Origin of the sequence: Amycolatopsis echigonensis, assembly GCF_014174495.1 — a bacterium.
GTDB lineage: Bacteria > Actinomycetota > Actinomycetes > Mycobacteriales > Pseudonocardiaceae > Amycolatopsis > Amycolatopsis echigonensis.
Map to the genome: position 1 here is coordinate 1 of NZ_JACJHR010000009.1, position 17,907 is coordinate 17,907.

General features: G+C 70.8%; 19 protein-coding genes and 1 pseudogene. 12 read left to right on the forward strand and 8 right to left on the reverse strand.

Annotated features, from left to right (window positions below):
* Positions 1-160 precede the first annotated feature (160 nt).
* Complete coding sequence (locus tag H5411_RS08435; RefSeq protein WP_183123478.1) at positions 161-1,018, forward strand: NAD(P)-dependent oxidoreductase; 858 nt, start codon at positions 161-163, stop codon at positions 1,016-1,018.
* On the opposite strand, the gene H5411_RS08440 is transcribed toward H5411_RS08435, so the two are convergent.
* Positions 1,002-1,913: a hypothetical protein gene (locus H5411_RS08440; protein ID WP_183123479.1), complete on the reverse strand. Its 912-nt coding sequence runs from the start codon at positions 1,911-1,913 to the stop codon at positions 1,002-1,004. The genes H5411_RS08435 and H5411_RS08440 overlap by 17 nt on opposite strands.
* 153 nt (positions 1,914-2,066) lie before the next feature.
* On the opposite strand from H5411_RS08440, the gene H5411_RS08445 reads away from it, so the two are divergent.
* From H5411_RS08445 to H5411_RS08480, 8 genes and pseudogenes are all read left to right on the forward strand, one after another.
* Positions 2,067-2,462 carry a DUF948 domain-containing protein gene (locus tag H5411_RS08445; RefSeq protein ID WP_101434608.1) on the forward strand — a complete coding sequence of 132 codons (396 nt, stop codon included), beginning with the start codon at positions 2,067-2,069 and terminating at the stop codon, positions 2,460-2,462.
* Positions 2,459-2,761 carry a hypothetical protein gene (locus H5411_RS08450; protein WP_101434607.1) on the forward strand — a complete coding sequence of 101 codons (303 nt, stop codon included), beginning with the start codon at positions 2,459-2,461 and terminating at the stop codon, positions 2,759-2,761. Before H5411_RS08445 ends, H5411_RS08450 begins: the two co-directional genes overlap by 4 nt.
* A gap of 78 nt (positions 2,762-2,839) precedes the next feature.
* The gene (alaS, locus tag H5411_RS08455) at positions 2,840-5,503 is read left to right on the forward strand and encodes an alanine--tRNA ligase (protein ID WP_183123480.1); all 2,664 of its coding nucleotides are present in this window, start codon (positions 2,840-2,842) and stop codon (positions 5,501-5,503) included.
* Positions 5,493-5,993, forward strand: coding sequence for a Holliday junction resolvase RuvX (gene ruvX, locus H5411_RS08460; RefSeq protein ID WP_067579314.1), 501 nt, complete (start codon positions 5,493-5,495; stop codon positions 5,991-5,993). Before alaS ends, ruvX begins: the two co-directional genes overlap by 11 nt.
* Entirely contained in the window at positions 5,990-8,377 is a 2,388-nt protein-coding gene (mltG, locus tag H5411_RS08465; RefSeq protein WP_246368868.1) for an endolytic transglycosylase MltG, read from the forward strand. Before ruvX ends, mltG begins: the two co-directional genes overlap by 4 nt.
* The gene (locus H5411_RS08470) at positions 8,364-9,227 is read left to right on the forward strand and encodes a shikimate dehydrogenase (RefSeq protein WP_101434605.1); all 864 of its coding nucleotides are present in this window, start codon (positions 8,364-8,366) and stop codon (positions 9,225-9,227) included. Before mltG ends, H5411_RS08470 begins: the two co-directional genes overlap by 14 nt.
* 43 nt (positions 9,228-9,270) lie before the next feature.
* A pseudogene (locus H5411_RS08475) lies at positions 9,271-9,834 on the forward strand (GrpB family protein); the annotation flags it as partial.
* A 27-nt stretch (positions 9,835-9,861) separates the two neighbouring features.
* Entirely contained in the window at positions 9,862-10,806 is a 945-nt protein-coding gene (locus tag H5411_RS08480; protein ID WP_183123482.1) for a D-2-hydroxyacid dehydrogenase family protein, read from the forward strand.
* On the opposite strand, the gene H5411_RS08485 is transcribed toward H5411_RS08480, so the two are convergent.
* From H5411_RS08485 to H5411_RS08505, 5 genes are all read right to left on the reverse strand, one after another.
* Positions 10,803-12,299, reverse strand: a complete 1,497-nt coding sequence (locus H5411_RS08485) for an alpha/beta hydrolase (protein WP_183123483.1) — start codon at positions 12,297-12,299, stop codon at positions 10,803-10,805. The genes H5411_RS08480 and H5411_RS08485 overlap by 4 nt on opposite strands.
* Complete coding sequence (locus H5411_RS08490; protein WP_183123484.1) at positions 12,296-13,111, reverse strand: serine hydrolase domain-containing protein; 816 nt, start codon at positions 13,109-13,111, stop codon at positions 12,296-12,298. The genes H5411_RS08485 and H5411_RS08490 overlap by 4 nt, the downstream gene beginning before the upstream one ends.
* Before the next feature lie 124 nt (positions 13,112-13,235).
* Positions 13,236-13,505, reverse strand: coding sequence for an HPr family phosphocarrier protein (locus tag H5411_RS08495; RefSeq protein WP_101434600.1), 270 nt, complete (start codon positions 13,503-13,505; stop codon positions 13,236-13,238).
* A gap of 28 nt (positions 13,506-13,533) precedes the next feature.
* Positions 13,534-14,772 (reverse strand): PTS transporter subunit EIIC, encoded by a 1,239-nt coding sequence (locus H5411_RS08500; RefSeq protein WP_101434599.1) that lies wholly within the window; start codon positions 14,770-14,772, stop codon positions 13,534-13,536.
* Positions 14,769-15,566, reverse strand: a complete 798-nt coding sequence (locus H5411_RS08505; protein WP_183123485.1) for a GntR family transcriptional regulator — start codon at positions 15,564-15,566, stop codon at positions 14,769-14,771. The genes H5411_RS08500 and H5411_RS08505 overlap by 4 nt, the downstream gene beginning before the upstream one ends.
* 245 nt (positions 15,567-15,811) lie before the next feature.
* On the opposite strand from H5411_RS08505, the gene H5411_RS08510 reads away from it, so the two are divergent.
* Together H5411_RS08510 and H5411_RS08515 are read left to right on the forward strand one after the other, a co-directional pair.
* On the forward strand, positions 15,812-16,048 hold the full coding sequence (locus H5411_RS08510; RefSeq protein ID WP_101434597.1) for a glucose PTS transporter subunit EIIB: 237 nt from the start codon (positions 15,812-15,814) through the stop codon (positions 16,046-16,048).
* On the forward strand, positions 16,045-16,500 hold the full coding sequence (locus H5411_RS08515; protein WP_101434596.1) for a PTS sugar transporter subunit IIA: 456 nt from the start codon (positions 16,045-16,047) through the stop codon (positions 16,498-16,500). The genes H5411_RS08510 and H5411_RS08515 overlap by 4 nt, the downstream gene beginning before the upstream one ends.
* Positions 16,501-16,548: 48 nt before the next feature.
* On the opposite strand, the gene H5411_RS08520 is transcribed toward H5411_RS08515, so the two are convergent.
* A complete protein-coding gene (locus tag H5411_RS08520; protein WP_183123486.1) occupies positions 16,549-16,974 on the reverse strand; it encodes a Rieske (2Fe-2S) protein in 426 nt (141 codons plus the stop codon).
* Positions 16,975-17,074: 100 nt separating this feature from the next.
* Between H5411_RS08520 and H5411_RS08525 the strand changes: the two genes are divergently transcribed.
* Complete coding sequence (locus H5411_RS08525; protein ID WP_183123487.1) at positions 17,075-17,458, forward strand: hypothetical protein; 384 nt, start codon at positions 17,075-17,077, stop codon at positions 17,456-17,458.
* Here H5411_RS08525 and H5411_RS08530 read toward each other — a convergent pair.
* Positions 17,446-17,862, reverse strand: a complete 417-nt coding sequence (locus H5411_RS08530) for a pyridoxamine 5'-phosphate oxidase family protein (protein ID WP_183123488.1) — start codon at positions 17,860-17,862, stop codon at positions 17,446-17,448. The genes H5411_RS08525 and H5411_RS08530 overlap by 13 nt on opposite strands.
* Between the last annotated feature and the right edge of the window lie 45 nt (positions 17,863-17,907).

Below are 17,907 nucleotides of genomic sequence, written 5' to 3' on the forward strand. Positions count from 1 at the left end.
TGGGGGAGCCCGCGAAGGGTCCCTCACGGAATGGCCGGGTGTGCGGTCGTGGAGGCGGATTGTCCTGGTTCGCCGCGTTGGTCACCGATCGCCGTGAGCTCGGGGCTGGGGCTGGGCCGCTGATCCTGCCGATTCGCGCGGCTGACGGCACGATGGCCGGATGACCACAGTCGCATTCCTTGGCACCGGAATCATGGGCCGTCCGATGGCCGCCAATCTTGCTCGCGCTGGGTTGACCGTGCGGGCCTGGAACCGTACTCGGGCTAAGGCTGAGCCGCTTGCCGCGGAGGGCGTCACCGTTGTCGGGTCTCCCAGCGAGGCGGTCAAGGGGGCGGACTTCCTCGTCACCATGCTCGCCGACGGTCCGGCGGTCGCTGAGGTCTTTCGCGGGCTCTCGCTCGAACCCGGGACGATTTGGCTGCAGACCAGCACTGTCGGGATCGAGTGGGCTGATCGGCTCGCTCAGGCGGCCGTCGCGGCGGGGGTGCCGTTCGTTGATTGTCCGGTGATGGGGACGAAAGGGCCCGCCGAGCAGGGGCAGCTTCAGGTGCTCGCGGCTGGGCCGGACAACGTGCACGAAGGTGCGGCAGAGGTGTTCAACGCGATCGGGTCCAAGACTCGGTGGCTCGGTACCGAGCCTGGCACGGCGACGCGGCTCAAGCTGGTGATGAACGCGTGGGTTCTCGCGCTCACCAACGGTACTGGCGAGAGCCTCGCGCTCGCGAGCGTGCTTGGTGTGGACCCGCAGTTGTTCTTCGACGTCATGAGCGGCACGGGGTTCGACGTTCCGTACGCGCGAGCGAAGGGTCCCATGATGCTGTCCGGCGAGTATCCGGCCAGCTTTCCGGCGTCGCTCGCGGCGAAGGACGCGCGGCTCGTGGTGGAAGCGGCGGGGCACGCGATCGACGTCGGCGGAGCGGCGGCCGCGTTGGCGCATCTGGAGACCGCGGTCGAGGCGGGGCACGGCGAGGACGACATGGCGGCGGTGTACGAGGGGATCGTCAAGAAGGGGCGTTGAGCAGTGACGCGACCCGGTCCACGCCGATGCCGGAGATGAGCAGGCGTTCCTTCGCGTTTCCAAGCAGCCGTGCCGTCCACGGGGTGAAGCCGCCATCACCAACGGCTTCGTGTCCGGAGCCGAAGTCGGCGGTGACGGTGAAGCAGAGGCCGGAGTAGTAATCGCGGCCGACGGCGCGGTCTGGGGCGTCGGAAACGGCGACGTCGGCCAGTGCTTCCTGGACGGACGCGGCGAAATCGGCGAAGCGGTTGTCCAATGTGGTCACTTGGAAGCCGGCCGCGCGAGCACCGGCGGTGCGTACCGCGGTGGTGAGGAATCGGGCGTGCTCAACCAGATGCTCGCGTTCGAACGCCAGACTTCCTCGGTCGCGACCGGCGGTGACGGCCGCGAAGAGGGAGAAGTGTGCGAAGAATCCGGGACCGGGAGGCTGGGCTCGGACGACGCGTTGCACGGTGGTGAGGCGCACCGGCGAGGAACCGGTGCGCCGGACCGCCGCTTCCAGTGCCAGGGCGTTCGTCGGGTCCGCGGCGACCTCGGTGCCGCGGCCGGTGGGCACGACGCGGTTCTGGGCTAGTCCGGCCACTGTGGAATGGGTGCCGAGCGGGGTCACCGGGGAGAGCGTCACCCGTTCGAATTCCGGCGGCGCGGCGGAAAGCAGGGCGTCTTCGACCCGCCGCGCAACCTCGAAGGGCACCGGGGCGGGCGTGGTGAACCGGTCCTCGCGGTAGCGGCGCAGGACGTCCGGGCCGCGCAGTTTCGCGGCACGGCGCCGGGCTACTTCCAGTTGCAGCGTCGTCAGGTCCGCGCCGGGAAGGTCGGCGAGCACGTCGGCCGCGGGGCCGCCCGGCCCGGCGAGCACGCGGGGGAGCGGACCGCTTCGGTTCGAGGAGTCCATCGGCCGAGGAGACCAGCCCCGACGCCCGCGCGCGAACGGTTTTCCGCCGCGGCGGCTGCGCTGGGTGACCGCAGCGGCGGGGGGTCCCGGCCGAAAGGCGGCGCAGGCGGTAACCTCACATCCACTCAATCCCGCACCACCCGAGGAGGGCCCGTGTCGGCAGGGCAGATCGCCGCGCTGATCGCCGCAGGAGCTTTCGTACTGCTGGTCTTGCTGCTGGCGATCCCGCTGCTCAAGCTCGGCCGCACGCTGGACGAGGCGACGATCGCGATCCGCAAGGCGCACGAGAACAGCGACCCGATCCTGATCGGGGCCAACGAGACGATCACGCACGTCAACACGCAGCTCGAGCGGGTCGACGGGATCACCTCGAACGCGCAGGCGGTGAGCGGCAACGTGTCCGCGCTGTCCTCGGTCTTCACCGCGACGCTCGGCGGTCCGCTGGTGAAGACGGCCGCGCTCTCGTACGGGATCAGCAAAGCCATCCGCGCGCGCCGCAAGAAGCAGGAAGCGAAGGCGCAGCGCCCGGCCCGCCGGGGGAAGAAGTGAAGCGGCTGTTCTGGCTCGGGGTCGGGGTCGTCGCCGGGGTCGCGCTGAGCCGCAAGGCGACCGAAACCGCTCGTCAGGCCACGCCCGCCGGGTTAGCATCGAACCTGGGCGACGCCGTGCGGGAACTCGCGGGCGCCGTCGGTTCGTTCGGCGCCGAGGTGCGCGCCGGGATGAACGAACGGGAACAGGAGCTGCACGACATGGTCGAGGAGCGGACCGCCGCCGTCGCGCCGCCTTCCGGCGCGGGCAGGCACGCCGCACGTCGCCCCGCCCGGCGAGCTCGCCGGGCGGAGGGCTGATCTCCGCGCGCCTTCCGCCGCCTCCGACCCCGTTTCCTTCCCCGGCCGAAGCCGGGGCCCAGCACAAGGACTTCACCCGTGGACACACACGAGATCACCGACCGTTTCCTGCGCCACTTCGAGAGCCGGGGCCACACGCGGGTGCCGAGCGCCCCGCTGATCCTCGACGACCCGAACCTGCTGTTCGTCAACGCGGGCATGGTCCAGTTCAAGCCGTACTTCCTCGGCGAGGCCCCGCCGCCCTACCCGCGTGCGACCTCGGTGCAGAAGTGCGTGCGCACGCCGGACATCGACGAGGTCGGCAAGACCACCCGGCACAACACGTTCTTCCAGATGGCGGGCAACTTCTCGTTCGGCGACTACTTCAAGGAAGGCGCGATCGAGAACGCCTGGGAGCTGATCACCAAGTCCCAGGACGACGGCGGCTTCGGCCTCGACCCGGACCGGATCTGGGCGACCGTCTACGAGAAGGACAGCGAGGCGGCCGGGCTGTGGCGCAAGCTCACCGGCCTGCCCAGCGAACGGATCCAGGTCCGCGACGGCAAGGACAACTACTGGGACATGGGCGTCCCCGGTCCCGGCGGCCCGTGCTCGGAGATCTACTACGACCGCGGCCCCGCCTACGGCCGGGAAGGCGGCCCGGTCGCCGACGAGGACCGCTACATCGAGATCTGGAACCTCGTCTTCATGCAGGACGTCCGCGGCGACCAGAGCCCGAAGGCGGGCCACCCGCCGATCGGCGAGCTGCCGAAGAAGAACATCGACACCGGCATGGGCGTCGAGCGCGTCGCGACGATCCTGCAGGGCGTCGAGAACGTGTACGAGACCGACCTGGTGCGTCCGGTGATCGGCCGCGCCGAGGAGTTCTCCGGCCGCCGCTACGGCGCGAACCACGCCGACGACGTGCGCTTCCGCGTCATCGCCGACCACGCGCGCACCGGCGTGCTGCTGATCGGCGACGGCGTCACCCCGGGCAACGACGGCCGCGGCTACGTGCTGCGCCGGCTGCTGCGCCGCATCGTCCGCTCCACGCGCCTGCTGGGCGTGCAGGAGCCGGTGCTGCAGGAGTTCGCGAAGGTCGTCAGCCAGACCATGGGCCCGACCTACCCCGAGCTGGTCAGCGGCTTCGACCGGATCTCCGAGGTCGTGCGCGTCGAGGAGGAGGCGTTCCTCGCCACCCTCACCAGCGGTTCGCGGATCTTCGACCTGGCCGCGGCCGAGACGAAGAAGGGCGGCGGCGACGTCCTCGCCGGCGACAAGGCGTTCCAGCTGCACGACACCTACGGCTTCCCGATCGACCTGACGCTGGAGATGGCGGCCGAACAGGGCCTGACCGTCGACGAAGCCGGGTTCCGCACGCTCATGGAAGAGCAGCGCAAGCGCGCGAAGGCGGACGCGGCGTCGCGCAAGAGCGGCCACGGCGACCTGTCCGAGTACCGCAAGGTGCTGGAGCAGCACGGCGAAACCGAGTTCCTCGGCTACACCGAGCTGCAGGCGGACGCGAAGGTCGTCGGCCTGCTCGAAGACGGTCTGCCGGTGCGCAGCGTCGCCGCGGGCCGCAAGGCCGAGCTGGTGCTCGACCGCACCCCGTTCTACGCCGAGAGCGGCGGGCAGATCGCCGACACCGGCGTCCTGGTCGGCGACGGCGTCGAGCTGAAGGTGCTCGACGTGCAGAAGATCGTGCCGGGCCTGTTCGTGCACCGCGTCGAGGTCACCCAGGGCGAGGTCGCGATCGACACCCGGCTCACCGGATCGGTGGACGCGAACCGCAGGCTCTCGATCGAGCGCTCGCACTCGGCGACGCACCTCGTGCACGCCGCGGTCCGCGGCGCGTACGGCAAACGCGCCGCGCAGGCCGGTTCGCTCAACGCGCCGGGCCGGATGCGGTTCGACTTCACCACGCCGGGCGCGGTGTCGGCCGACATCCTCACCGAGGTCGAGCAGGAAGTGAACGACTACCTGCAGACCGACGTCGAGGTGCAGAGCTACACCACCACGAAGGACAAGGCGCTCGAGCTGGGCGCGGTCGCGCTGTTCGGCGAGAAGTACGGCAACGACGTCCGCGTTGTCGACATGGGCGAGTACTCGCGCGAGCTGTGCGGCGGCACGCACGTCGAGCGGATCGGCCAGCTGGGCTTGGTCAAGCTGGTGTCGGACGCGTCGGTCGGCTCCGGCGTGCACCGCGTCGAAGCGCTGGTCGGCCCGGACGCGCTCAAGCACGTCCGCAAGGAGCAGCTGCTCGTGTCGCAGCTGGCGAACACGTTCAAGGTGCCGTCCGACGAACTGCCCGGCCGGATCGAGGACGTGCTGACCCGGCTGAAGAACGCCGAGAAGGAGATCGAGCAGCTGCGCACGAAGCAGGTGCTCGGCTCGGCCGGCGCGCTGGCGGACAAGGCGCAGGACGTCAACGGCGTCTCGGTGGTCGCCGAGGTCGTGCCGGACGTCGACGGCAACGGCCTGCGCGCGCTCGCGTCGGACATCCGCGGCCGCCTCGGCGACCGCGCCGGCGTCGTGGCGCTGTTCGCGCCTTCGGGGGAGAAGGTGGCCTTCGTGGTCGCCACGACCTCGGCGGCGCGCGACAAGGGCATCGCGGCGGGCAAGCTCGTGCCGTCGTTCGCCGAGGCGATCGGCGGACGCGGCGGCGGCAAGCCGGACATGGCCCAGGGCGGCGGCAGCAACCCGGCGGGCGCGGAGCAGGCCGTGACGGCGCTGCGCGCGGCGGTCGCGAACCTTGGCCGCTAACCCCCGGAGAGGCCCGGATCGGCCCGGCGAGTCCGATCCGGGACGGGGCAGGCGGCTCGCGGTCGATGTCGGGTCTGTCCGGGTGGGGGTCGCGCTGAGCGATCCCGCCCCCGTCCTCGCGAGCCCGCTCGTTACCCTCTCCCGTGATGCGAAGGACGACAGCGATCTGGACCGGCTTGCCGACCTCGTCACCGAACACGAGGTGGTCGAGGTGATCGTGGGCTTGCCGAGGACGCTGGCGAACCGGCAGGGCGCGGCCGCGGACACGGCGCTCGCGTATGCGGAGAAGCTCGCCGGGCGCGTGGGGGACGTACCCGTGCGGCTGGCGGACGAGCGGTTGACGACGGTCACCGCGTCGCGAATGCTGTCCCAGCGGGGGGTCAAGGGACGCAAGCAGCGCGCCGTGGTGGACCAGGCAGCGGCCGTCGAGATCCTGCAAGCCTGGCTCGACGCCGCCGCCGCGCACCGCGCCCGGAAAGGCGACTCATGACCGACCCTCGCGGCCCCGGCAACCCGGGTGGCCGCCGTCGGCTGCGCAACCCCGACAACCCGGATCTCCCGGACCCCGCGGCGGGTTCCGGCGCTCCGGCCGGACGGCGCAGGCGACGCGAGCCCGAAGACGAACCGCCCGCTCGCCGCGCGGCGGCCGACGGCATGCCGCCGCCCGGCGAACGACGACGCCCGCGCGGCGACGTGCCCCAGCGTCCTCCCGCGGCGGAAGGGCGACGGCGCGCGCCGGAGGGAGCGCCTCGCCCCGCCGGCGACGCGACCCGTCGCGTCGCACCGGACGCGATGCCTCCGGCCGAACCGCCTCGCCGCCCGGCCGCCGACGCGCCGCCGACCCGGCGGGCTCGTCCGGCCCCGCCGCAGGACCGGCCGAAGCGGTCGACGGAGAACTGGGATTTGCCGCCGCACGCGGCCGACGACCTTCCGCGCGCCCGTCCGCGCCGGATCGCTCCCGGCGAGGAACCGGTGGCCGGGAACGACGTTCCGCCCGCGGACGTCGAGCCGCCAGCCGGACGGCGCCGTCGCCGCGAACACGTTCCGGCGGTCGACGCTGAACCAGGCCGTCGCCGGTTTGAGGACGCGCCGCCGCCGCCGAGCGAGCCGCCCGCTGGGCGTCGCCGCCGGCGCGAGGACATTCCGCCTCCGGTCGACGCCGGACCGCCGTCCGGTCGCCGTCGCCGGGACGCCGTCGACATGCCAGTGGAAGCTGCCGCGCCTGGCCGTCGCCGACCACCGGAGATGCCGCCGCCCCCTCCGGCTCGGCGCGCTCCCGCTCCGCCGCCGGACGGCTCCATGCCGCCGGATCCTCGGTTCGCCGAGGCCTCGATGCCGCGCGATCCTCGGTTCGCGGACGCGTCGATGCCGCCGGACCCGGGCTTTGCCGAGGCCTCGATGCCGCGCGATCCTCGGTTCGCGGACGCGTCGATGCCGCCGGATCCCCGGTTCGCCGAGGCCTCCATGCCGCGCGACCCGCGTTTCGCGGACGCGTCGATGCCGCGTGATCCGCGCACCCAGCCGCCGCGTCGGCAGCAGTCCGAGCAGCCCACCGAGGTGATCCCGACCGTGCCCGACGCGCACGAACCGGAGCACCCGGACGAGCGGCCGATCGACGGCCTCTTCGAGGACGAGTACGACGAATACGGCGAGTACGAGGACTACGACGACGAGTACGACGGCTACGACGAGGACGGCTATCCCGTAGACGGGGCAGAGCCGCCGGTCGACGAGCCGCCCGCGAAGAAGACCCGCAAGAAGCGCAAGCGCGCGATCGGCTGGATCGCCGCGGTGCTCGTGCTGGTCCTGCTCAGCGGCGGGGCCTGGTTCGGCTACCAGAAGATCTTCGGCTACGCGGACTACGACGGTTCCGGCGAGGGCGACGCGCTCGTGCAGGTCGAGCAGGGCGACACGACGTCCGCGATCGGCGCGAAGCTCACTGACGCGGGTGTGGTCGCGAGTACCCGGGCGTTCGTGAAGGCGGGCGCGGAAAACACCGCGCTCAGCAAGATCCAGCAGGGCTACTACCTGCTGCGCCAGCACATGTCGGGCGAGAGCGCGGTCGACCTGATCACCTCGCCGACGGCACGGGTCGGGCGGCTGGAAATCCGGCCGTACACGCAATTCGACGACATCACGCAGCCGGACGGCAAGGTCACGCCGGGCGTGTTCAGCCTGATGTCGAAGGCGTCGTGCGCCACATTGAACGGCAAGAGCACCTGCATTTCGGTGGACCAGCTGCGCAAGACGGTCGCCGACGCGGACCTCAAGGCCCTCGGCGCGCCCGACTGGGCGCTGGCCGACGCGGGCAAGGCGCTGAGCAAGGACAAACGCCTCGAAGGGCTGATCGCGCCCGGCGTGTACGACGTGAAACCCGGCTGGAGCGCGACCGAGCTGATCACCGAGCTGGTGAAGCAGTCCGCCGATGCGATCCAGGCGGCCGGGCTCACCGCGCAGAACACCGGGCCGGGGATGTCGCCGTACCAGACGCTGATCATCGCGTCGCTCATCGAGCGCGAGGCGATCACCCCGGACTTCGGCAAGATCTCGCGGGTGATCTACAACCGGCTTTCGCAGCGCATCCGGCTGCAGCTCGACTCGACGGTCAACTACGTGCTGGACCGCCCGACGCTGCTCACCAAACCGGAGGACCGGGCGAAATCGGGGCCGTACAACACCTACGCCAACTACGGTCTCCCGCCGACGCCGATCGCGGTGCCCAGCGCGGACGCGATCAAGGCCGCGGTCAGCCCGACGCCCGGCGACTGGGCGTACTTCGTGAAATGCGAGAAGGACGGGCATTCCTGCTTCGCGGTCACGAACGACCAGCACAACGAGAACAAGCACCTGGCGGAGCAGCGTGGCGTCTACTGACCGGCCGCGCCGCGCGGCGGTGCTGGGCAAGCCGGTGGCGCATTCGCTGTCGCCGGTGCTGCACCGCGCGGCGTTCGCGGCGCTGGGCCTGGACGGCTGGACCTACGACCGGATCGAGAAGGACGCCGCCGAACTGCCCGGGTTCGTCGACGGCCTCGGCCCGGAATGGGTCGGCCTTTCGGTCACCATGCCCGGCAAACGCGCCGCCCTCGACCACGCCGCCGAGGTCACGCCGCGCGCGGCCGCGGTCGGTGCGGCGAACACGCTCGTGCGCGGGGCGGACGGCTGGCTCGCGGACTGCACCGACGTCGACGGGGTGACCGGGGCGCTGCGGTACGCCGGTGGCTACTCGCCTTCCGCCAACGACCAGGCAGTAGTGCTCGGCGCGGGCGGGACGGCCGCCGCCGCGGTGGTCGCACTCGCCGCGCTCGGCGTCACGGCGGTGCGCTTGGTGGTGCGGGAACCGGCGAGGGCCTCGGAAACGCTGGACGCGGCCAAACGCGCGGGCCTGGACGTCGACGTGCTGCGTTGGTCCGACGCCAACTTCGCCGACCTGGCGGACCGCGCGGCGGTGCTGGTCAACACGGTGCCGCCGGACGCGGTCGTGCCGCACCTCGCGGAGCTGTCGCGGATCGGCAGTGTGCTCGACGTGATCTACCACCCGTGGCCGACGCCGCTGGCCGAGGCGGTCGAACGCCGCGGCGGACGGCTCGCGACCGGCCTCGACATGCTGCTGCACCAGGCATTCGGGCAAGCGGAGCAGTTCACCGGGCAACCGGCTCCGCGCGAGGCGATGCGGGCGGCGCTGCGCGAGGCGACCGGAAACATCCTGCCGCTGCCGATTTCCTGATATTCTGGCCGACTGTTTTCGTCCAGCATCAGGGGGATGCACTGTGACCAGGCAACAGTCCGGCGAGCAAGAAATCCAAGCGGCGTGGGTCGGCGAGGCTCCGAAACTCGGCACCACGATCACGCTCGCCGAGTACGACCCGGAATGGCCGCGGCTCTACGAACGCGAGGCGGAGCGCATCCGCGGGGCGCTCGGGGAACGCGTGCTGCTGCTCGAGCATGTCGGATCCACCTCGGTGCCGGGGCTCGCGGCCAAACCGATCGTCGACATTCTGCTCGAGGTGCCCGATTCGAACGATGAAGCGGCGTATGTGCCCGACCTCGAAGCGGCGGGCTACCGGCTGGTGATCCGCGAGCCGGACTGGGAGAAGCACCGCTGTTTCAAGGGCCCGGACACGAACGTCAACCTGCACGTCCATTCGCCCGGCAACGGCCAGACCGAGCGCTATCTGCTGTTCCGGAACCGGCTGCGCACTCATCCGGAGGAGCTGGCGCTGTACCTGGCGACGAAACGCGAACTGGCCGCGCAGGTCTGGGAGTACGTGCAGAATTACGCCGACGCGAAGAACGAGGTGATCGACGAGATCATCGAGCGGGCGCGGAACGCCTGACCTCGCCGGGTTACGGTGGGCGGCATGAAGATCGCGATTCTCGACGACTACCAGAACGTGGCTCTCCAGTGTGCGGACTGGGAGCCGCTCGGGGCGGAGATCGAGGTGTTCACCGAGCCGTTCGCCGGACCGGACGAGGTGGTGACGCGACTGGCCGGGTTCGACGTCGTGGTCGCGATGCGCGAGCGCACGCCGTTCCCGGCCGCCGTGTTCGACCGGCTGCCGGACCTGAGGCTGCTGGTCAGCACCGGCCGGAGGAACGCGGCGATCGATCTGGACGCGGCGAAGCGGTGCGGCGTGGTGGTGTCCGCGACCGGTGCCCTCGGCGCGTCGACCGTGGAACACGCGTGGGCGCTCATCCTGGCCGGTGCGCGCAATCTGCCCGCGGAGTTCCGCTCGATGCGAGAGGGCGGCTGGCAGGTCGGCCTCGGGACGTCGTTGCGCGACAAGACGCTCGGCCTGCTCGGTCTCGGCAGGCTGGGCGCCGAGGTCGCCCGGATCGGCCAGGCGTTCGGGATGAAACCGATTGCGTGGAGCCAGAATCTCACGCCGGAACGGGCGGCCGAGCACGGCGTCACCGCAGTGTCCAAAGAGGACTTGTTCGCGCAGTCCGATGTGCTGTCGGTCCACTTGGTGCTGTCCGACCGCACTCGCGGACTGGTCGGTGCCGCCGAATTCGCCGCGATGAAGCCGAGCGCGCTGCTGGTGAACACCTCGCGCGGGCCGATCGTGGACGAATCGGCTTTGCTGGAGGCGTTGCGCGGCAAGAAGATCGCGGCGGCCGCGCTGGATGTCTACGATGTCGAGCCGCTGCCCGCGGACCATCCGCTGCGCACGCTGGACAACGCGATCCTGACGCCGCACATCGGGTACGTGAGCCGGGAAACGTACGAGATTTTCTACGGCGGCGCGGTGGAGGACATCGCCGCGTTCCAGGCGGGCGAGCCGATCAACGTGCTGAACGGCTAGGGGAACGGCCGGACCTCCGGCGGGTAGACCGTCCCGTCCGGAGGCACCGTCAGGTCCACGAAATACCGTGCCGTCGCCGCGGAAGCGGCCGTGCTTGGCACGTCGAGCGTCGTGTGCCCGGCGCCGTCCACCACGGCCACGTGGCCGTCGCCGAGTTCCCGCGCGGCGGCCTGGGCGTTGGCGAGCGGGGTGACCGGATCGTTCCGGTTGGCCAGGATCAGGATCGGGTGCTGGCGAGGCCGGTTCCACGGCCCGAGGTACCGGTCCTCGTCCCGCGCGGGCCAGCCGACGCACTGGGCCATCGAAAACACTGGCGCGACCCCGAAGTACGGCTGCCGTTCCGCTTCTGCCGCAGCGAGTGCGGCGTACTCGGCGGGCTCCTGCGGGAGTTCGCTGTCCAGGCACTGCACCGCGAGGAAGCCGGGCGAATGCGTCGGCACGCGCGGATCGAGCACCGGCGCGGGGGACACCGGGGAGGACGGCACGAGCCCGGCGAGCGTTTTCGCCAGCCACGGCCACCGGGACGATTGATACAGCGCCCGGTCGATCGTTTCCATCAGCGACGACACCGTCATGCCGCCGACCGGGCCGTGCGTCAACCGCGCGAACACCGCGGCGAATTTCTGCTTCAGGTCACCGCCGGCGAACGCGCATTTGCCCGGCCCGGCCGCGTCGCAGGCCGCGAAGAACGCTTCGAGTTCCTGTTGCTGCGCAGTCGCTATGTCCGCGCGCACGTCGACCGGTTTGTGCTGCTGACCCGGCTGTCCGGTGGAATTCGCGACGAGGTCGAGCGTCCCGTCGAGGACCATCGCGCGCAGCTTGCCGGGGAACAGGTTCGCGTAGGTGCCGCCGAGATACGTGCCGTACGAATAGCCGTAGAAGTTCAGCTGCTGCTCGCCCAGCGCCTGCCGGAGCACATCCATGTCCCGCGCGACATTCGCCGTGGACAGGTGCGACAACTCGGCACCGGTCGCGGCCGCGCACGCCTTGCCGACGGCCGCGCTCGCCGCCCAGAACGCCGCGCTGTCCCGCAACGGAGACCCGGCCGCGGGCGGCGTTCCCGGGCACTGCACCGGCGCGCTGCCGCCGACTCCGCGCGGGTCGAAGCTCACCAGGTCGAACTTGGCCCGCAACTCGTCCGGGTACCGCGGGCCGAACCGCATCAGCTCGCTGACGCCGTCGGTGCCCGGCCCGCCGAAATTGATCACCAGCGACCCGACGCGATGCGCGGGATCGGTGGCCGGCATGCGGATCACCGAGAGATTCAGCTTCGCGCCGCCAGGTTCGCGGTAGCTCACCGGTACCGGCGCGGTCGCGCACTGGAAACCGCCGTGGCACGGTGCCCAGCTCAGTTTTGGTGCCGCGGCACCGTTGGTGCCCAACGGAAGCGGAGCGTCCGGCGCGGGTATTGCTGGTGGCGCTTGGGTTTGTGCGGCCGGTGCGGAACAACTCGCGACAAGCAGCACGGCGGCCAGCGCCAACCAGCGTCTCACGCGGAGAGTTCCGCCAGCACGGCGTCGGTGAACGGCGGCCACGCTTGCGCCGCCCACGGTCCGAACGACCGGTCGGCGAGCCCGACGCAGGCGTGGCCCGCTTCCGGGTCCACCCACAGGAAAGTGCCCGACTGCCCGAAATGGCCGAACGTGCGCGGCGAGCTGTTCGCGCCCGTCCAATGCGGGCTCTTGTGGTCGCGCAGTTCGAAGCCGAGGCCCCAGTCGTTCGGCTTCTGGTGCCCGAAGCCGGGCAGCACGCCGTTCAGCCCCGGGAACGCGATTTCGGTGGCCGCGTTCAGGGTTTCCGGCGCGAGAAGCTTCGGGGCCTGCAGTTCCGCGGCGAACCGAATCAGATCGTCCAATGTGGACACCGCGCCCGCGGCGGGGGAGCCCTCCAGGCGCGTCGACGTCATGCCCAGCGGTTCGAAAAGCGCTTCCCGCTGGTACTCGGCGAATTCGATGCCGGAGTGCTCGGCCAGCGCGTCGGCGAGTTCCTCGAACCCGGCGTTGGAATACAGCCGGCGCGTGCCGGGCTCGGCCATCGCCTTGTGCGCGTCGAAGGCGAGCCCGGAAGTGTGCGCGAGCAGATGCGCGACGGTGGAGCCCTCGGGCCCGGCAGGCGTGTCCAGCTCGACGACGCCCTCTTCGATCGCGATGTGCGCGGCATAGGCGGTGAGCAGCTTGGTGACCGACGCGAGCCGGAACTGGCGGGCCGGGTCGCCGTGGCGTCCGCGCACCTCGCCGGAAGCGGAGACCACCCCGGCCGCGGCGTTGTCCACTGGCCATTCGTCGATCAGGCGCAGGCTCTCCATGTCCGCCAGCGTAATAGGACCCGCGCGGCGGCCGCCTCGCAGTGCCCTGACGCGACGAACCGTGCGAGGCCCCGGAAGGTCCGGCACCCCGCACGGTTCGCGGTTTCCCCGTGGAGCGGTATCGCTACTGAGCGTCGAGATCGGTGGCGACCAGCTCGGCGACGGCCTCGACCGCCGCCTCGGCACCGTCGCCTTCGGCGCTGATGACGACCTCGTCGCCGTACGCGGCGGCGAGGGTCATCAGGTTGAGGACGCTGCCGGCGGCCACCGGGTCGCCGCCGTCCTTGGCGATCCGCACCGCCACGGGCTGGGCCGCGGCCGCCTTGGCGACCAGAGCGGCCGGCCGAGCGTGCAGCCCCACCTTGCTGGCCACGGTGACGCGTTTCTCCGGCATGGTGTACCTCTCTTGCCTTTCTCGGGTATTACTTCGCGGCCGTGCGCTCGAGGTCCGCCTCGACCGAATCGTCCTCGCGGCCCGGCGTGCGCAGGTTGAACTTGGTGATCACGAACCGGAACACCACGTAGTAGATCACGGCCAGCACGAGCCCGATCGGGATGATCAGCCAGGCCTTGTGCGCGGTGTCCAGCGACGAGTTCAGCGCGAAGTCGATCGCGCCGCCGGAGAACGAGAAGCCGAGGTGGATGCCCAGCGCGTTGCAGACCGCGAGCGAGATGCCGGTCATCACCGCGTGGAAGATGTACAGCGGCCATGCGACGAACATGAACGCGAATTCGATCGGCTCGGTGACGCCGGTGACGAAGGCGGTCAGCGCGGCCGAGATCATGATGCTGCCGACGAGCTTGCGCTGCCCGGGACGCGCGGTGTGCACGATCGCGAACGCCGCGGCGGGAAGGGCGAACATCATGATCGGGAAGAACCCGGTCATGAAGGCGCCGGAGCCCTGGACGTGGTTGAAGAAGTTGGTCAGGTCGCCGCCGCCGAAGATGAACCACACCGGAACGTTCAGCAGCTGGTGCAGGCCGACCGGGATGAGCAGGCGGTTGAGCATGCCGTAGATCCCGCCGCCGAGGACCGGCGAGCCGACGACCGCCTTGCCCGCCGCGGTGATGCCCTCGTCGACGTACTTGAACAGCAGGCCGAACACGACGCCGAGGACGATCATCGCCAGCGCGGTGATGATCGGCACGAACCGGCGGCCGCCGAAGAAGGCCAGCCAGGACGGCAGCTTGATCCGGTGGTAGCGCTGCCACAGCAGGGCCGCCACGATGCCGGACACGATGCCGGTCAGGACGCTGTAGGGCCAGTGGATCGGCGCGAGGTCCCAGCCGGGCTTGTAGCCCTGCTGGCTCTTGATCGGGGCGATCGCCTGGATCACCTTGTTGAACACGACCCAGCCGATGACGGCCGCGACGGCGGTCGAGCCGTCGCCCTTGCGGGCGAAGCCGACCGCGATGCCGATCGCGAAGATCAGCGGCAGCCAGTCGAAGATGCCGCCGCCCGCCGCGCCGATCACGTCGGCGGCTTTGCCCCAGTTGAGGCCGTCCTTGCCGAGGACGTCGTCCTGGCCGAGCCGGTTCAGCAGGCCGGCCGCGGGCAGGGTCGCGATCGGCAGCATGAGGCTGCGGCCGAAGCGCTGCAGCCCGGCAAGGCCGCCGCCCTTCTTCTTTCCGCTAGCCCCAGCCGCGGTGGTGGCGCTCATCGGATACCTCCATTGTGGGGTTGGTCGCCGGAACCCGGGGTGTTCCGGTCCAGCTGCATGGTCACCTGGTAGTGGTCGCCCCGGTACCAGGACGTCATGTCCTCCACCGGTTCGCCGCCCGAGCTGGAAACCCGGCGGAACACCAGGAGCGGACTGCCGGTGCGCATGCCGAGCAGGCGCGCCGTTTCGCGGTCCGCGGATTCGGCCCACACCGTCTGGTACGCCCGGTCCGGCCGGAGCGAGAAAGCGTCGGCCAGCTGGGCGTACAGCGAACGGGTCAGGTCGAGGTCGAGCAGGCCGGGGGTCCGGCCCGCGTGGTACCAGCCGCGTTCCACGGCCAGCGGAACGCCGTCGGCGCGCCGCAGCCGCACGAGCCGGTGCGCGGGCACGCCCTCGGCGAGGCCGAGCGCGTGCGCCGAAGTCACCGGCGGGACCTCGGTCGAGGTCGAGATCACTTCGGTGGTCGGGGTGAGCCCGCGCCGGCGCATGTCGTCGGTGAACGACATCAGGTACACTTGCAGTTCCATCCGCCTCGCGGCGGTGAAGGTGCCCTTGCCCCTGACCCGGGCCAGCAGTCCTTCCTCGACGAGCTTCCCGATCGCCGAACGGACGGTGAGCCTCGAAACGCCGTAGTGCTGCGCGAGCTCTCGCTCGGACGGGATCGGCGAGCCCGGCGGGAGCTCGCGCTCCACCAGGCGGCGCAGGATCTCCCGCAGCTGGGCGTGCTTCGGGGTCGGCCCGTTCACCACGCGCTCGGCGGGGTCGGACGGCGGAACGTGCGCGGCCGCACTCATCTCGATGTCGCCCTCCCTCGCTCCTCGCGCACCGGGGCCGGTGCTCGCGTCCGCGCCGGAAGATTGGTACGTTCCGGTCTAGACCAATGATCTGATGGGGCAGGATGCTCCGCAGCGAGAGCGGGTGTCAACCACCGTTATCCGTTCGTGGCCGGGCTCGCCGGGCAAGGCGGCAAACGGCGTAGTAATGGTGGCGGGCAGCACCTGTTCCAGGTGGAAAACCAACGGGATACGAGGAGGCCGCGATGGCGGATGACAGGCCGGAAAAGATTCTCGCGGCGCTCGGCGGCGCGGACAACGTCATCGAGATCGAGGGCTGCATCACGCGGCTGCGGTGCGAGATCGAGGACATGTCCGCCGTGGACGAAGCGGCGCTCAAGGCCGCCGGCGCGATGGGCGTCGTGAAGATGGGCTCGGCGGTCCAGGTCATCGTCGGCCCGGAGGCGGACACCATCGCCAGCGACATCGAGGACTTGATGTGAGCCTGCCGATCCTGAGCCCGGTCGCGGGCGAGGTCGTCGCGATCACCGAGGTGCCCGACCCGGTGTTCGCCGAGGCGATGGTGGGCCCGGGCATCGCGGTCCGGCCGTCCGGCGGCCGCGCCGACGCGGTCGCCCCGGTCGACGGGACCGTGGTGACGCTGCACCCGCACGCGTACGTCGTGGCCACCGAGGACGGCCGCGCGGTGCTCGTGCACCTCGGCATCGACACGGTCAAGGAAAAGGGCGAGGGGTTCACCCTGCACGTCGTCAAGGGCGAGACGGTGCGGGCGGGCCAGCCGATCGTCGGCTGGGACCCGGAGGCGGTCGCCGCCAAGGGCTACTCGCCGATCGTCCCGGTCGTCGGCCTCGACGCGTCCGCCGACGTGCTCGCCGGCCTCGAAGGCGGGCGCACGGTCGCCGCCGGCGACGAGCTGTTCACCTGGAACGATTGATCCGACCGCCCTTTGTGGACAGAGCTTGTCCACAAAGGGCGGCTCCGGTCAGGCCGTGACGACCTCCCCGTTCTCGACCTTCACGGCCACTTTGGACAGCGGCTGGCTCGCCGGTCCCTTCTTGACCTCGCCGGTCAGCGCGTCGAACACCGAACCGTGGCACGGACAGGTCGCCTGACCGTTGCGCGGCGGGTTCACCGTGCAGCCCTGGTGCGTGCAGACGGCGCTGAAACAGGCGACCGTCCCGGCCGACGGCTGTGCCACGAGCACGTCCTGCCCGTCCGGTGTCTTCGCGGATTTCGCTTGTCCCACCGGCACTTCCGCCAGCGCGAGCACCTTGCCGCCCGCCTTCGGCGCGGCCTTTCCGGACCCGCTGTCGCCGCTCCCGCACGCGGTGAGCGCGACGGCTGCGGTACTGGCGACGGCAGCTCCGGAGACGAGAACGGAACGGCGGGAGTGAAGTTCGGCAGTCATGCCCAGTGCAACGAACCGGGACGGCTCCAAGTGCCGGTGAACCGCCGCGGTCGCCCATGCGTGTAGTCGATATCCGGCAGCACGCACGGAAGGAGACGGCATGGGGACCACCTGGCTGCGAGTGCTGGGCGCGGCGGGCTTGGCGGGCTCGGCGGCGATCCACTTCTATCTGTACTGGGGCAGCGGCTACGCCGACATCCCGGTCGTCGGGCCGCTCTTTTTGGTGAACGGCATCGCCGGCGTGCTGATCGCGGTCGCCTTGCTCGCCTGGCGGCACTGGCTGCCCGCGTTCCTGACGCTGGGCTTCGGCGGCGTGACGCTGCTGGCCTACCTGCTGTCGGTGACGGTGGGCTTCTACGGCGTGCACGACCAGTTCAACAGCCAGTACGAATACTGGGGCGTGATCACCGAAGCGGTCTGCGTGGTCTGCGGCCTGGTGCTGCTGGTGCGGGCGATCCGCGCGCGGACGGCTCAGAACGCGTAGCGGTGCACCTTCTCCGGGCGGATGACGACCCGGACCTGGTCGAGGTCCTGCAGCAGTTTCAGCCCGGCTTCGGCTTCCGGGGTGCTGAGGTCCCAATACCGGGCGGCGAGCCTGCGGGCGAGGTCGTGCCCGCCGTCGGTCTCGATCGTGACGTGCCCGGCGACGGACACCCAGCGCTCCGGTTCCCCGACCGGCGCCGCGACGACGATCGACGCGCGCGGGTCCTCGCGCAGCTGGCGGATCTTGGCCGAGTCCGGGGACATGAACAGCTGGATCGTGCCGTCGTCGGCGGCCTCGAACCACACCGGCCGGGGCTGCGGCGGCCGCGGTCCGGCGGCGACGGTCAGGAAGCCGTGCAGGGGACGGCGGAGGAACTCGAGATCGTGGTCGGTGAGAGTGCTCATGACTGGGATTCAACCGGGTGTCTTCGGACGATCCCATGGGTAATA